Source organism: Pseudoalteromonas sp. KS88 (assembly GCF_004766475.1).
GTDB lineage: Bacteria > Pseudomonadota > Gammaproteobacteria > Enterobacterales > Alteromonadaceae > Pseudoalteromonas.
In genome coordinates this window covers 185,439-201,195 of the sequence record NZ_PYHV01000007.1, presented here as the reverse complement: position 1 = coordinate 201,195, position 15,757 = coordinate 185,439, and the positions used below count along the sequence as shown (strand labels likewise).

Below are 15,757 nucleotides of genomic sequence, written 5' to 3'. Positions count from 1 at the left end.
TGTTCCCTTTATATATTTTTAGTGCTAATTAAGCTTTCAACTTTTAATATAGTTATCCAAAATGATACAACACTGTTGCGACAAAAACTTGTCGCGGCTTTGCTACTTATTTAAAACAGGTTAAATTAATTAAGCTATATTTTGGTTTTTATGATTCTTTAACAAAAGTTCCATTTACACTTCTGGCAACTACGATGTAAGCAAATAGCAATGTAGTCTATTCAAATGATTTATTCTATGTTTTTATAAGGTTAATGAATATATCAAGTGGCCAATTTGAAGTTAGTATTGGACACTCCTATAAACAACGGCTGTAGTTATTGCCATCAGGAGTTACTGGCAAACACTCACAAACAAGCTATGGAGCTAGCAATACGAATCAGCATTTAAAAGTTTATGGTTTTTTAGCCAAAAATAAGGTGGAGATTTACGGTGTGTAGCTAGCGAGGAATAAAAAGCGCGAGAATGTTAACTCTCGCGCTGTTCTTCAAATGAGCTCAGTGCTTTAATGAAAAGCTTTTAAGGCTTAAATATCGAAGCGGTCGGCGTTCATTACTTTAACCCACGCTTTTACAAAGTCTTGCACAAAACGCTGTTTGTTATCGTCTTGCGCGTAAAACTCGGCTAGGGCTCTTAAAATAGAGTTTGAACCAAACACTAAATCAACACGGGTTGCCGTCCATTTAGTATTACCAGTGCTGCGATCAACGATATTAAAGGTACTTTTGCTGGCAGGCTCCCAGCGGTTGTTCATATCAGTTAAATTAACAAAGAAATCATTTGTTAAAGTCCCTACATTATTTGTAAATACACCGTGCTGAGTGCCACCGTGGTTAGTGCCAAGCATGCGCATGCCACCCATTAATACAGTCACTTCTGGTGCGGTTAAGCCCATTAGTTGGCTGCGCTCTAACAGTAGTTCCTCAGCTGATACAGAGTAGTCTTGTTTTAACCAGTTTCTAAAGCCATCATGAGTTGGCTCTAATACATCGAACGATTCTGTATCAGTCATTTTGTCAGTGGCATCACCTCGCCCTGGTGCAAACGGTACTGTTATATCAACCCCAGCTGCTTTTGCTGCTTGTTCTACGGCGGCTGTACCACCAAGAACAATTAGGTCGGCTAAGCTAACTGGTTTGCTTAAACCTGCTTGTACTTGCTCAAGTGCAGCTAATACCTTTGCCAAGCGCTCTGGTTCATTACCTTGCCAATCTTTTTGAGGGGCTAGACGAATACGTGCACCATTAGCGCCACCACGGTGATCTGAACCGCGGTAAGTGCGGGCACTATCCCATGCAGTGCTGATCAGGTCATTCGCTTTAATGCCGCAATTTAGTAATTTAGCTTTTAGCTCTGCAATCTCAGAATCTGATAAGGTGTAATCGACACTTGGGATTGGGTCTTGCCAGATTAAATCTTCACTTGGTACATCAGCACCTAAGTAACGGGCTTTAGGTCCTAGGTCACGGTGAGTGAGTTTAAACCAAGCGCGAGCGAATACGTCGCTAAAGTATTCGAAATCATTATAAAAACGTTCAATGATCTTACGATATTCAGGGTCCATTTTCATTGCCATATCGGCATCGGTCATTATCGGATTTAAACGAATTGACGGGTCTTCAACATCAACGGGTTTATCCTCTGCTTTAATGTTTACAGGCTCCCACTGGTGCGCACCTGCTGGGCTTTTAGTCAGCTCCCACTCGTAGTTTAAAAGTAAGTAACAGTAGCCATTATCCCACTTAGTTGGGTGTGTGGTCCACGCGCCTTCGATGCCTGATGTCATAGTGTCACGCCCGATACCGCGTGTTTTATGGTTATTCCAACCAAGACCTTGCTCAAATACATCGGCGGCTTCAGGCTCTGGGCCCAAATTGTCTTCACTGCCATTGCCGTGAGTTTTACCTACAGTATGACCACCTACAGTAAGTGCTGCGGTTTCTTCATCATTCATTGCCATACGGGCAAAGGTTTCACGCACTTGCTCAGCAGTTTTAAGTGGATTAGGCTCTCCATTGACCCCTTCCGGGTTAACGTAAATTAAGCCCATCTGGACAGCCGCTAATGGATTATCCATGGTGCTAGGTTTTTCGACATTGTCGTAACGTTCATCACTTGGTGCAAGCCACTCTTTTTCAGCGCCCCAATAAACATCTTTTTCTGGATGCCAAATATCCTCGCGGCCACCGGCAAATCCAAAGGTTTTTAAACCCATTGATTCGTAGGCCATGTTACCGGCCAAAATAATTAAATCAGCCCAGGATAATTTATTGCCATATTTTTTCTTGATAGGCCAAAGTAAACGCCTTGCTTTATCTAGGTTGGCGTTATCGGGCCATGAGTTTAACGGTGCAAAGCGTTGATTCGCGGTGCCACCGCCGCCACGTCCATCTGCTAAACGGTAAGACCCTGCTGAGTGCCAAGCCATGCGGATCATCAAGCCACCATAATGACCCCAGTCAGCTGGCCACCAATCTTGACTCGACGTCATAAGGTTTTTTAAATCGGTTTTAACCGCTTCAAGGTCTAGTTTTTTAAACTCTTCAGCGTAATTAAAATCATCGCCGTATGGATTCGTTTTTGTGTCGTGTTGGTGAAGAATGTCGAAGTTTAATGCGTTTGGCCACCAATCAGTATTAGATTTAGAAGATTGTGTGTTGCTGCCATGCATTATTGGGCATTTACCTGCACTAGAATTACTCATGTTTGTCCCTGTCTAAGAAAATAAAATTTAATCGGAAACTGTAACTGACGGTTATTTAATAGATTCAATATAGCTGATTTATGTTGGAAAACTAGGTGTAAGCAATGCTTTAAAGCGATTGCAGTCATCTATTAATTAGATGCAGAGGCTTACAAAATATCCTTATAAAATGAGACTATAACCAATAAGCACTTAATACATTATAATTACTGACTGTTAACTCTTAAATGCTGAGCTTCTTAAAAGAGTCACGTAAAAACTGCCTCCAAGTGTGGTTTTTTAAGCAAGTTATAATAGGGGCTACAAAAAGTAGGCCGGGTACAGTGAAACTAATTTAGACAACAAATAATTAGGCTAATTTGGCGGTTTAACAGTGTCTATAGGTTAAAATATACCATGTATAGCCATTCAAAAAGAAAGCGGTAAAGACAGGTCGCGGCCCACTTTCACTCATTTCAATAGAAAAACGCAAAAAACATGATGTTATCTACGTTTCTTCTGCTTAGCTTTAAATGCCTTATAGCTTTAAGCTTGTATCAAGCTTGATTATCTCACCGGATAAGACATCAAAAGTATAATAAAGCGTCTCACTTTTCGTATTGGTATAAATCAAAAGCATTTCATTCTTGATTACTTGATAGCCTTCAATATTATTCATAACAGACTTTAAGTTTGAGCCATCATATTCAGAAACCAACAACTCTTTCATATCATTTTGGTTTAAAAAACCATCTTTGTTCGTATCTTTTCGTGCAACAGAATAAATATTTTTACTTAAAATATGACGATAGTCTGTTTCTTTTGATTGAGTTGGTGAAAAGTCTACAATTAGCGCATTATTTTCAAATAATAAGAGATTCTTTTCACCAGGTTTAGTAAACATCAAATTGACTGCATTACTACTTAAATTCAGTGAGGATGAAACAACCATCATTTCTGCATTTGAATTATAAGATTGCTCTTCTATTATTTTATCCGAGGTTACCTCTAAGATATGCACATCTTTAATTTGACCAACGTATTTTTTTTCTAGCTTAGGTTTTTCCTTGTGGGCATTCCTATGATCAATGACTTGAACCTTTGGTTCAGAGTAATCTTTTTTAAAAAAGCCACTGAATACATCTTTACCAATAGCAAAAATTACAATTATTGCTGCGATAAAGAGCAATATCTTATTAGATTTTTCAATAAAACCCATGATGTGAGTACTCAACTATAACTCCTTGTAGCGCTCGTTTAATCGGCGCTAAATAGCAGGTTAAAATTAGTAACTAGGAGCGCAAGCCAGCAGTATTGGCTCCTTTGGTTATGCTGTTGTTATTTAGTTACACACAACACCTTACCAAAAACACTTGCTTTGGTAAGTTCACATTGTTGAGTGCCATTTTTAATTTTTATTGCATCACCACAACTTGTATCGCGAACAATAGGTTGACCATTATTTGGCTCAATGGTTACCTTTCTAGCACCACATAGCTCGTAAGCTTTTTTTAACCAACTACCAAGTAACTCATTGCCTATATCGGTCTGACCTTTTGCTGAGACAATAAATGAATTAGCACTATCATTCGCATATATTGTGAATTTAACGTCTTCTTTTGAAAGGCTATCCAAACTAAATAAACACAAGACTAAAGGCATAAAGTTTGATTTCATATTGCTACATACGAGCTTGCAGATTAACTCGCTTTAAATTTATTTACTGATAGGAACAACCTTATCTGAGTTCCTAATTTGGTTCAATTGCTTACTTTAAGCTCTCATAAAAGAAAATTTGCTATTTGAATGATTTTTTAGGAGGGCTAGCGGGTATTTGAGTGATTTATTTTGAGGATATTGACGATCTCTTCTTAATATAGCCTGTTTGCAGTTTTTCACTTTAAGGAATGTAAGCCCTATAAACTAAGCTGTTTGAAACTGTTTAATAAAAAGCTGTCGTCGACCTATTATGCTCTCTATTTTTATTCTTGTGATACAAATGACTCTTTTCGCAATTCATTATCTTTAGACTAAATGTGTCGCACAGTTTAAATTCGTAGGTTTATCGTTTTCCTTTGCTCATAGAACACCTATCTTTTAAGCTAAAATGTAACTTACTTGGTATCTAGTAATCTATGACTGGTTCACTATTGTCGATTAAAAATTATAAGCGAGTTGCCCTTCCCTGTTGCAACCAATAAATGTCGGTTATCAGGTGTGAGAGTCAGTGATGAGACTCCCTTTAATTTTTGCTCACCAACATTATAAAAAGACGCTTTCAAAGCGAGCTTTCCATCTTTTTGTACGTTAAACACATGCAAACCAATTCCTAACTCACCTGCGGCGTAAAGCGTGTCACCCTTGTTTGATATGGCTAAACTGCTGGCCCCTTTTAAGCCATCATTTCCAATATCAGCGTTAGTGATAGCATCTATAAAACGATATTTTCCATTTGGTGCTTTTTGTAATACGACAATTGAATGGCTTCCAGAGCATGCTATATATAAAAACTGCCCATTTGACGAAGTCACAATTTTTTGCGGATTGAGACACTGAATTACACCATTTTCACTGTGTTCAATGACTTGCTTAACAGATAAGGCTCCATCAGTTTGCCTATCAAAAATAGTTAATTGGTTTTCATAACCAAGTACGAACAACGCATTATTTGATGGTGATAACGCAAGGCTTACAGGTTTACCCAAACTATCGGTATAGGGTTTTGCGTGTGTTATTTTTTGTTTAAATGCGACTGTATGATCTGCTTTTACATCAAAAATTGAGATGGCATTGCTCATATAGCTTGCTACTAAAAGCTGCTTTTAGTTTGCTGGGTGAATGACTTCCCACGCGCCAAGTAAGCCAAGTGTGTCTGGTGATTTTAAAATAGTGTTATCTGTAAATACGTTTTTATAACTTAGGCCATCACTTAGCGTCTGGCTATAGGTAATGGTTTTATCTGTTTCATTAAATAGCGTTAATGCGCCATCATATACCCAAACCACCTCAAGGTGCTAGTTTCAGTTGGAATTAAAAACGATTTAGGCAAGGCATTGATTGCAAGTAATAGTGGTTCTATTGTTAAAATCAAAAACGCAGTATAAATCGTTTTTAAACCAACCCTTTGGGCGTTTCACAGGCACTTACTCTCATCGTTGTTCCTTCTTAAAAGGGACTGCCATTGTTGCAAAGCAACGCCTTGATATTAAGCACCTGTGAAACGCTGAATTCTGCACCTTGAGGTGGCTTGGGTATAAAACCCTGTTACAGCGACTAGACGATATTTTGGCAAGTAAGTTAAACCCGATGCGCCTTCTAAGCCTTTAAAAGTAGGTGGCGTGTTTTTAAATAGACGATTAAAAGTAAGGTTAAAATGCTTGTCAGCGTTGAAAACAGCCACTGCATTATCGTCACCGCTGGAAATAAAGACCTTGGTGTTATCGGCCTTGGTTTTGATGCTTCTGGGGTTAGCTAGTCCATCAACCCCGTTTGTATTGTCGCTCAGTACTTGGATAAGGGTGAGGCTTTGCGCTGCCTTTACTGTTGAGCCATAAAACAAGCTGGTGAAGACCAACAGAGAAAATAAAACTGCGCTTTGAGTTTGAAACATGGCTTTGGATACCTCAAAAAATACGTTGTTATATACAATCGCTACCTTAGCAACCCTTCTACCCATTCTAACACTAAGCGGGTATCGCGCGTTTGAAATCGTTGCTTTTTAGGTACGTAGTAACAAAATTCGGATGTCACTGGCTGTGTACCAAAGTGTTTAAGTAGCTCAGTGTTTAATAGCTTTTTTACTAGTGTAGTTGAACAAAATACCAGTCCTGAGCCGGCCATGGCTTCTTGAATGCCAAATAGCTCTTGATCAAAGGTTTTGATAATAAATAATGCAGGGTCTAAGTTGTTTTGAGTAAGCCATTGTTTAAGTGGTGGCTCACTCAAGGCGTTGTTTTTCCATTTGGTGGTATACAGCGTAACTGGGTTATTTTGCCATGGGATATCTGCCGCTTTGTGCGAGCCAAATAGATTAAATTGTTCGGTTTTAATAATGTCATCTGCGTTTATATTGTGCTGCTGACCAAAGCGGATCGGTAAGGTGTGTAATTGTTTATCAACGGCTTCACTGGTTGATATATCTACCTCAAGATTAGGCTGGTTTATAGATAATTCCTGCAATGCGGGTATTAAGCGCAAGGCGGCCAGTGACGAGGTGGTGCTTATTTTGACTGTCGCCCCTGTGGCTTGCACTGTTGTCAGTGCTTGGTCGATGCGGTTAAAACCGTCACTTGTGGCCGCACTTAAGTATTCACCAGTGGGAGTGAGAGTGATCTTTCTTACTTGGCGGTAAAATAAATCTACATTTAATCGGCTTTCAAGATTATTTATATGGTGTGAAATTGCAGTTGGCGTGATTGATAGTTCATCAGCTGCGGCTTTAAAGCTACCTAAACGCGCCGCAGATTCAAAGGCTTTAAGCGCTTGTAATGAGACTTGCATGTGGAATATTGGCAAATGATAAAATAAATTATAGATGAGTATAACTTATTTATAGCTGAAGTTAACTCATTTGTGAATTGCTGCTGTTAGTTAGATGATTGCATCATATTCACTACGAGGATAAACAGTATGACTACCCTACTACATATAGATGCAAGCGTAAGAGCGGCTAAAAACGACAACCCAAGCCATGATTCAATCTCTAAAAATATAGCTAAGTGTTTTACCGATAGCTTTTCAAAGCATCAAGCTATAGATGAGTATATTTATCGTGATGTGGGTGTAAATCCACCCCCTTTTATCAGCCAAGATTGGATAGGTGCTGTGTTTACGCCCAACGATAAAAAGTCTGACGAACAGAAGCAGTTATTGGCTCTATCCGATCAGTTAATTGCAGAAATAACGGCTGCTGAGATTATTGTTATCTCGTCACCTATGTATAACTACGGTATGCCCGCGCAGTTAAAGGCATGGTTTGATCATGTTATCCGTATTAACAAAACCTTTGATTTTGACCTATCGCGCGGAGACTTTCCATTGCAACCTTTGCTTGAGGGGAAAACACTCGTTATCGTGACTTCTACGGGAGAGTTTGGGTTTGAGGTTGGGGGTATTCGCGAGAATATGAGTCATCTAGTGCCGCATTTACGTACGCTAAGTAAATATTTAGGTGCCAATACGATTTTCGAAATCACTTCTCAGTATCAGGAGTTTAATGACGAACGTCATGAGCAATCTTTAAAAAATGCCTACAATAAAGCAGCTGAGCTTGGGTTGAAGCTCAGCGCAGAGAGTTTTAAGACAGGCCACTAAAAAACTGTAATGGGGGTTTACAGTGCGCTAAACCTCCTGAATTTAAATAAGTGGTTATTGTGCAGCTAAATTAAGTAAACGGATGACCGTTGCTTGGTTCGGGGCACAGTGCTCTGGATCAAGGTTTGAGATATAGCTGTGAATCAAATCAAGCTCTACCTTGTTGCCCTTGTTTTTAAGGGCAAACTCTTCAATTGCTGAGCAGCGGCGGGCATCGTCGTACATTAGATCTAAGGTTGGTATGAGTACGTTTAGGCTTTGTGCTTTGTCAAAATCAGCTATCCAGCTTGCCCTGCCACTTCGCGTTATATTGTCTTCATTCATATTTATTGATGCTAGCTTGTCGAGCCATTTCTGCCCAAAACCATTCATTGTGTAGTGTGCAATGTACTCCATATCAGGGCTACATACATCGGGCTCACCTTTTTCCTCTATTCGCTGCTCACGGAGCAAAGTAACCTGCTCTAACCAGTGCTCGGTTGGCTTGTGAGTTTCTACGCCACTACTGCTTAAAATAGCCAGCCGTAACGATGAGTAAACTCCTGCACAATTCCAACGAGTACCTGTGGCCACTACGCGTTTATGCCAAGTTACTGCTTTGTGAAAATCTTTTTCTACGACAAATTCACCTGATTCATAGCTAGTTGCCAGTATGTTCATGCATCCTGCATGGCCGTTTATTCCACACTCAGACCAGTAGCGGTAGGCTAATCCTTTGTTTTGCAGTTGGTGGGCAGCGATATGTCCGGCGTTATATTGGAGGTTGTTTAATTTGATGTCTGTTACTTCACTTAGGGTGTCTAAATCATCTAAGAAGTCTTGTACTTGCGATACATCAATAGATTCGCCATTAAAATGATACTTTTTATTAATGAGTTCAGCTGCACTCAATTGGGCATTTAAAATAATCGCGAAATTAGCTGCGTCGAACTCTATTTCACGTGTGGCGGTCTCTAATGTGTCTATGTGTTTTTGTAATTCATTTATGTCTAATGTGTTGAGAGGATCTGCACTGTAAAGTTGCGATTGAATAGCTTTGTGAGCGTGATTTACATCTTCAAGTGTTATTGCAAAGCTAGGTAAGCTAAATGCTAATAAGCTTAAAGCAAAACGTTTGAGCTTTCTCATCGTCGATCCCTCTTGTTATAATTTTTATGTCTTCAATAAGCGTTGTTTACAATACATTAAAGTGGCGCTATTTACACCTGATATAGGTAACGTAAAACACATGGCAGAGTTAAAGTAGTAATTGGGGGGGGAGAGAGTAAAAAGCATTTACTTAGGCTCAGCAAATGCTTAGGTATGAATGCTAATTAGTTAGCGTTTTTGCGTAACGTAACCGCTAAAGCCTAGGGCTTTAAAATACAGTTTACTTATATTGAAGCGAGTTTCGTCGAGTAGGTCGGCTAAGCGAATGCGATCTAGCGGGTAAAACTCATGCTCAAAATTATGTTTCATGCGCTCTATTCCAACCTCGGTTAAACCTAGCTGTTGGCACAGCGTAAATTGAGCATCGCGCTCAAATGTGGTTTCAGGGCGCATTAAGTCAGCTATGTATAAATTAGCGTGTGGTTTTAGCCGTTGAGCGATGGCCTTAAACATGTCCTTTTTGTCGCCGTTATCAGCTAAGAAATGCATAACGAGTAGGCAAACGGCGGCATCAGCGGGATCGTTTAATTCATCTATACTGCCTACATGTACTTTGACTCGCTCGCTGATCCCTAAATCAGAGAAGCGCTGTTGTCCTATGTTTAACATATCTATAGATACATCTTGTGCTGTAAAACGCCATGTTGGGTTTATAGCAGCCAGTTGAGCAATGTCTTTACCAGTACCTGAGCCAACAACCAAAATATGTGCATTATCGTCAAGTGTGGCGCTCAATTGTGCTGCAGTGCAGCTATGGAGCAGGTCGTAACCTGGTACTAGGCGAGTGATTCGTGAATCATACTCAGTGGCTTCGTCTTGTGTAAATGATGGCACAGTTTCAATCCTTTAAATGATAGAGATGGTAGAAAAACCACCTGGTTTCTTCGCTACGTGAACCACAGTGGAAACGCGTTCGGTTAGCTGTGATACATGAGATATCACCCCTACTTTTCGCCCTTGCGCTTGCAATGAGTCAAGTGCATCCATTGCAATACTGAGGGTTTCACTGTCTAACGTACCAAATCCTTCGTCAATAAACAAAGAGTTAATACTTACTTTGTTTGATGAAAGTGAGGCAAGCCCTAATGCAAGTGCCAGTGATACTAAAAATGACTCTCCCCCAGAGAGGGTATTTACAGAGCGTTGTTCGTCGGCCATGTCACGGTCGATGATAGCAATATCGAGTGTTTGCTCGATAGCACTGAGCTCATAACGTTTATTAAGCGTGTGCAAATGCGTATTAGCATAGTGCAGTAATATTTTCAGCGTTTGTGTTTGTGCTAAATTACGCATGGTTTTACCTGTAGCATCGCCAAGGACTTTATTTAACAAATGCCACTGTTCAACTTGTTGTTGTAATACACTTAACTCGCTTTGTTTGGTGTGCAGTGCTTTAGCGTTTTGATGGTGTTGCTCAAGTATGGTATTGGTCTCAAGCTGCGTTTTATGTAATGTTGTTTGCGCTTGAGTGAGATCCGTTAATTGGGTTAATAGCACTTGCTCTGTTTGTGCCGGCTTATTACTGTTTTGATGTTGCTTGTCGGCATTTTGTTGTTGTTTTAGTAAAGCATTTGCATCAACTAACGCTTGGGTTAATTGCTCATGTTGTTTTAACTGGTCTTTGATTTCATCATTACTTATAGTTAGTAAAAATTTGATCTGTTCTTCAGTTGCCTCATTATATTGGCGTTTAAAATCAGCAAACCACAGGGTATACCGTTCATCTAGCTTCGCGTGCTCTTGGTTGTTCTCATGTAGTCGCTGCTCGTAATTTTTAACTGTTATTGCTTGTTCATCACGCTGCTTAACTGCGTTATCGTAAGCTTGCTGACTTTGGGTTAGTTGTGCTTGGCATTGCTCTAATTGCGTACTCAGGTTTGCTTGGTATTGATCTGCGCTTATCTGTTGATTATTAAATAGCGCAAGTCGCTCTGATTGTACGCTATTGTGTTGTTGTTCAACCTTATTTAATTCATCATTTAAGGCTGTTAACGTACTCTGGGAATGACTAATAAGCGGCGTAAGGTGTTGTATTTTTTGTTCCGCGTTCTCAAGGTGTTTCTGATTTTGCTCAAGCTGCTGCTGGGTTTGCTGGTAATGCTCAACTTGCTGATTTAAATCAGCGAGATCAAGAGATTGGTTTTGCAGTTGCTGCCAAAACTCAGCGTTAGCAAATTGCGTGTTTAAGCTTGCTGTCAGCTCGTTTAATTGCGCACTTAGCTCACTGTGTTTGTGCTCAAGCTGGCCATGTTGATATGTTAAATCAGCATGTTTGCTGCGTATCTGCTGTTCTGTTTGTTGCTCTGTTTGGAGCGTATTTTGCAACTGCTTTAGCTTTTCTTGCACATTACGCTGTTGTTTTTGCAGCTCAAAACTTTGGGCTTTTTGCTCAATCAATTGCTGGTAACGCGCGTCTAATTGCTCACTCGTTAAGTCATTGAGCTCAGTGCGCGTGCCTTGCATAGTGTTTTTTATTTCTTGCTGTTTATGTTTGGCATCGTTTATAACTTGCACAAGCTGAGCGTGCTCTGAGATTAAAACGGCATGCTGGGTTTGCTGTTCATGAAGTTGTGATTGTACTAATTCATAGCGCTGTTTTGCGTTTGTATAATCGCTTTCAAAGTCGGCTATTAGATTATTAAGCTGAGGGTTTTGAGCTGCAACAAAAGGGTGCTCGGTGGCGCCACAAACAAGGCAAGGCTCGTTGGGAGCTAGTTGACTACGTAAATGCTCTACACTCTCACTTGCGCGCAGCCGCGCTTTATTAAGGGCATCTTCAGAATGTTTTAATGTTTGCTGCGAAGTGAGTAGTTGTTGCTTTAAAGCCACTTCGCTCTGTTCGCTTTCTTTGAGCTTTATAGCGGTATTACTTTGCTGCTGAGCACTGCGTTTGATTTCAATATTAAATTGTTTGTAATGCTCACGCTGTTCTTTTAAATAATCAATATCTTTAATTTTTGCGTCACAGTGTGCTACATCAAATTGGTCTTGCTGCGTATTGAGTTGAGTTAATTTAGAATGCTCATTTTGCAATAGCTGCTGGCTATCTGCTACCTTAGCCCCATGTACTGCGAGTTGCTCAGTACAATTTGCCAGTTCTGCAGCTATTTTTTTCTGTTGTACTGTGCCAGTGTTTATTTGCTGGGTAATACTTATAAACTGTTTAAAATTGTGTTGGTAATATGTCCAGTCACCGGCTAATGGTTTTAGCTGGTGATGCTGAGTTAACCAGCTCTGCAGTTCTTTTTTAAGTTTTTCAGCGTTATCATAACTCGTTTGCCTTTGCTTTAGCTGCTGCTGTGTATCAGTTAATTGGCTATGCTCTTTGGCTATTTGTTGGCTAATACTTGTTTTACTTTGACTAAACATGGCTAATTGGTTATCGAGCTCACGGGCTTTAGCAATAACTGGCTCAGCTGTTTGCTTGTTTTGCTTAGCGCTGTGCAAAGCGTCACTGTGTTTTTGTAGCGTCTGGTTTAGGTTGTTTAGAATGGCTGTGTGATCTGTATTGTTTAAGTCACGGATTTTATTTGCCAAGTCATGATTTTGGCTGGTTATATTAGCAACTCGGTTGCGGTTATCTTTGATCTCTAATGCGCTTTGCGCTTTTTTAGCTTGTGCGCTTTTCTGTGCAATGGCGCTAACAGCGTCACTGGCCTGTTGTTGCTGTTGCACTGCTTGCTGTACGTTTTGCGCTAAGGTGTTCGCCTGTTTAAACCAGTTAACGCCTTGCTCTGCCAGAGTAAGGTCTTTTTTGTTTTGCTCTATTTGCTGATGTAACTCTGCTAGTTGCGTGGTTTTTTCCGCCAGCTCTTCGTCACTGAGCAATGTATAACTGGCAAGACTGGCTTTTAATAATTCTAGTTTATCTTTTTGCTCTTTATGGCGTTCAAAAATACGTTTACCAATGACGCTAAATTTATCAGTCCCTGTTAAGCACTCTAACAGCTGGGCTCGCTCATCGCCGGTGGCTTTTAAAAAGGCGGCAAATTCATGTTGTGCTAGGAGCACTGCGCGAGAGAACTGCTCAAAGCTTAGCCCTATTTTGTGTTCTATTTCTTTTATGGTTGTGCTTTTGTCTGCGATGAGCGTTTCGTCAGGTAAGGTGTACAAGGTATGTTCTGCTGTTTTTAGTTTACCTGTTACTTTTTTGTGGGTTCTCTGAACTGAATAACGTGCGCGGTAAAGCTGTTTATCTTGGCCAACAAACTCAACCTCAGCATAGCCTTCCCATTTACCTTTTCGTAATAAATTCCGAGGATCGTTGAGCTTTATACTGTCACCATTAAAATCGATAAGGTTGCCTTTGTCTCCTCTTAAACGCGCCGTTTTAGTATAAAGCGCTAAACAAATTGCATCTAAAAATGTGCTCTTTCCAGCGCCGGTATCGCCTGTTATAGCAAACAAGCCCGCTTCTTTTAGTGGTGTCTTGGTGAAGTCAATTTCGGCGTCAACAATCGACGCTAAGTTATGGATCCGTACAGCGGTTATTTTCATAATTGTTCTTGCTCCGCCAGTTCACTTATTACGGCATTTAATAACGTTTTTATTTCCTCTGGCACATCTTGCCCTGCCATGTCTTTATCGTTGGCAAAGGCTTGTTCAAGTAAATTAATGGGATTAAGCATTTCAACTTGGTTCAAGTCTTCAAATACGGTGTTATCTGATTGTGTCTGATTGGTTTCTCGAACTCGTTCGATACCGCAAAAACGAATGTTTTTACCATCTAACGCTTGCTCAATTTGCTCTCTGAACGTTGTATCTGTATCACTGGATTTTAATTTTACTCTTAAATAAGGTGCGACGGCACTTTTATCTATATCCACAGCATTAATTTGCTCGCATAATGCGGCTAACGGAACACACTCGCCTTCGGGTAATATTAATACATCAGCAGAACGCGGAATGTAAAGGGGGTTTACAGTGGTTATAATTTGTTGTTTGTCGTCGGTATTAAATTCTACAAGGTTCACTTGATGGGTATAGTTTCGTTCTGAAAATGACATCGGCATAGGGGTGCCGCAATAACGAATGGTGCTTGATTTAGCAACCTTTTGTGCTTTGTGCAAATGACCAAGTGCCACGTAATCAGCCTGCTCGCTAAATACCTTTGCTGTTATGGTTTCTTCACCACCTATCACTAAGTTGCGTTCAGAGTCACTCGAAATATCGCCGCCTTTGGCATGTAAATGCCCCATTACAATCAGAGGCGTGGTTTCTGGTTTATCTATTAAAGCAAGCTCAGTGCTAAGCTTATAAGCCTGTGCAACACCTTGAACGTAACTATTACCATCATTTGTGCCACTTAGCGTGCTAACATCACTAGCGCGCAAAAAGGGCATTGCTACAATATGTGCAGCTATAGTGGGTGTGTTAATTTTAATTACAACATCAGCTGGGTTTTGTATATCAAACCGCCCTACTACGTGTGTATCAAATTGGGCGAGCAACGGCTGTGCTGCTAATATGCGATTTGCAGAATCATGATTTCCTGCGATTACAACAATGTGTAATGCTGGGCATCGTTGCTTGGCATCTTTTACAAATTGATAAAGCTGATTTTCAGCACTCGCAGCAGGGGTTGCAGTGTGGTAAATGTCACCTGCTACAAGAAGTAAATCAATGTGTTCACTGGCGAGCGTGTCAATTAGCCATGTAAAAAACTGCTGATGTTCATTAAATCTAGAGTATTCATAGAATTGTTGGCCAAGGTGCCAATCAGAGGTATGTAAGACTTTCATGTCACGCTCTTAATAGTAAGTTAAGAGCGCCAATATACCCAAGCTAAATGAAGATGCAAGAGGCGTGTTTAATTATTTAAGCGCTTAAACTGTACCATGCAAAGATAATCATAGGCAGTGCTAATAAAGCCATCGCAAGAGGAATTTTAATCGCTTTAGTTTGCTTAGCTTGAAGTGCCTTTATGGCATTTGTTTCATTACAAGCAGCTACTTTATCAATATAAAAATAACCAGAATCAAGGTATTGCTTACAACTTTGTTCGTCTGCTGGGATTGCAATAAGTTCTTGTTGTTTTTTTAGGATATAAAAATCCATACGGCCACCGTGTTTGCTGCTTTGTTTCTGAATGCATTTGAGTAAATTAAAGTGTTATATAATTTACTCAAATCAAAAAAGTGGGCGATTTTAAATACAAAAGAGGGTAAAGATCAACTAAAAAATTAACTATTCACCGATAAAAGTGTAAATACTTAAAATTATCATAAAAAGCAGTGAAACTGTGCATAAAGCACGCCACTTTTTATGGTTTATAGTACTTTTTGGATGGCGATTTAATGCATCATTTTCATCCCTAGCAGCTATGATTTCTACAAATTTAAAGCCTTTTTTTTGGTACTCATTCAATATAGATTCCTGGGCTGGAATGGCAGCAACACATTGATCTTTTTTAATGATATAAAATTTCATGCTTTACTCCTACCTCATTCACTTAGTTATAGCTTAGAGTAATCGTCTGAATTAAAGCTGAACTATCAACAAAATAATGTCAGTGGTCGCGTGCGTACTTAAATGTAAACCCCCTTTACATTTTATTTTTAACCTGAACTCTGGTTAAGAGGCGTACTAATTTATTGATATTAAATCACAAAT

General features: G+C 39.8%; 13 protein-coding genes and 1 pseudogene. 1 reads left to right on the top strand and 13 read right to left on the bottom strand.

The annotated features are described in order from the left end of the window. Positions 1-526 precede the first annotated feature (526 nt). From katG to C7Y70_RS04395, 7 genes and pseudogenes are all read right to left on the bottom strand, one after another. Positions 527-2,704: a catalase/peroxidase HPI gene (katG, locus tag C7Y70_RS04425; protein WP_135473521.1), complete on the bottom strand. Its 2,178-nt coding sequence runs from the start codon at positions 2,702-2,704 to the stop codon at positions 527-529. Positions 2,705-3,221: 517 nt separating this feature from the next. Further along, complete coding sequence (locus C7Y70_RS04420) at positions 3,222-3,917, bottom strand: hypothetical protein (RefSeq protein WP_245321358.1); 696 nt, start codon at positions 3,915-3,917, stop codon at positions 3,222-3,224. 104 nt (positions 3,918-4,021) lie between these two features. After that, positions 4,022-4,360 carry a hypothetical protein gene (locus C7Y70_RS04415; RefSeq protein WP_099293218.1) on the bottom strand — a complete coding sequence of 113 codons (339 nt, stop codon included), beginning with the start codon at positions 4,358-4,360 and terminating at the stop codon, positions 4,022-4,024. A 470-nt stretch (positions 4,361-4,830) separates the two neighbouring features. Beyond that, positions 4,831-5,490 (bottom strand): annotated as a pseudogene (locus tag C7Y70_RS04410) (beta-propeller fold lactonase family protein); the annotation flags it as partial. Positions 5,491-5,505: 15 nt separating this feature from the next. Then, on the bottom strand, positions 5,506-5,688 hold the full coding sequence (locus C7Y70_RS04405) for a hypothetical protein (RefSeq protein ID WP_135473519.1): 183 nt from the start codon (positions 5,686-5,688) through the stop codon (positions 5,506-5,508). Between the two features lie 200 nt (positions 5,689-5,888). Then, positions 5,889-6,293: a hypothetical protein gene (locus C7Y70_RS04400; RefSeq protein WP_135473518.1), complete on the bottom strand. Its 405-nt coding sequence runs from the start codon at positions 6,291-6,293 to the stop codon at positions 5,889-5,891. Positions 6,294-6,334: 41 nt separating this feature from the next. Beyond that, entirely contained in the window at positions 6,335-7,183 is an 849-nt protein-coding gene (locus tag C7Y70_RS04395) for a LysR family transcriptional regulator (RefSeq protein WP_135473517.1), read from the bottom strand. 129 nt (positions 7,184-7,312) lie between these two features. Here C7Y70_RS04395 and C7Y70_RS04390 point away from each other — a divergent pair, with 129 nt between their 5' ends. Beyond that, complete coding sequence (locus C7Y70_RS04390) at positions 7,313-7,996, top strand: NAD(P)H-dependent oxidoreductase (protein ID WP_135473516.1); 684 nt, start codon at positions 7,313-7,315, stop codon at positions 7,994-7,996. A 54-nt stretch (positions 7,997-8,050) separates the two neighbouring features. On the opposite strand, the gene C7Y70_RS04385 is transcribed toward C7Y70_RS04390, so the two are convergent. The 6 genes from C7Y70_RS04385 to C7Y70_RS04360 all read right to left on the bottom strand — a co-directional run bounded on the left by C7Y70_RS04385 (position 8,051) and on the right by C7Y70_RS04360 (position 15,574). Next, the gene (locus C7Y70_RS04385; RefSeq protein WP_135473515.1) at positions 8,051-9,124 is read right to left on the bottom strand and encodes a sel1 repeat family protein; all 1,074 of its coding nucleotides are present in this window, start codon (positions 9,122-9,124) and stop codon (positions 8,051-8,053) included. A 189-nt stretch (positions 9,125-9,313) separates the two neighbouring features. After that, positions 9,314-9,979 (bottom strand): class I SAM-dependent methyltransferase, encoded by a 666-nt coding sequence (locus tag C7Y70_RS04380; protein ID WP_135473514.1) that lies wholly within the window; start codon positions 9,977-9,979, stop codon positions 9,314-9,316. Positions 9,980-9,991: 12 nt separating this feature from the next. Next, positions 9,992-13,642, bottom strand: coding sequence for an AAA family ATPase (locus C7Y70_RS04375; RefSeq protein WP_135473513.1), 3,651 nt, complete (start codon positions 13,640-13,642; stop codon positions 9,992-9,994). Beyond that, entirely contained in the window at positions 13,639-14,886 is a 1,248-nt protein-coding gene (locus tag C7Y70_RS04370) for an exonuclease SbcCD subunit D C-terminal domain-containing protein (protein WP_135473512.1), read from the bottom strand. Before C7Y70_RS04370 ends, C7Y70_RS04375 begins: the two co-directional genes overlap by 4 nt. Positions 14,887-14,962: 76 nt before the next feature. Continuing rightward, the gene (locus tag C7Y70_RS04365) at positions 14,963-15,202 is read right to left on the bottom strand and encodes a hypothetical protein (protein WP_099293200.1); all 240 of its coding nucleotides are present in this window, start codon (positions 15,200-15,202) and stop codon (positions 14,963-14,965) included. A gap of 129 nt (positions 15,203-15,331) precedes the next feature. Then, complete coding sequence (locus C7Y70_RS04360) at positions 15,332-15,574, bottom strand: hypothetical protein (RefSeq protein ID WP_099293198.1); 243 nt, start codon at positions 15,572-15,574, stop codon at positions 15,332-15,334. Positions 15,575-15,757: the final 183 nt, after the last annotated feature.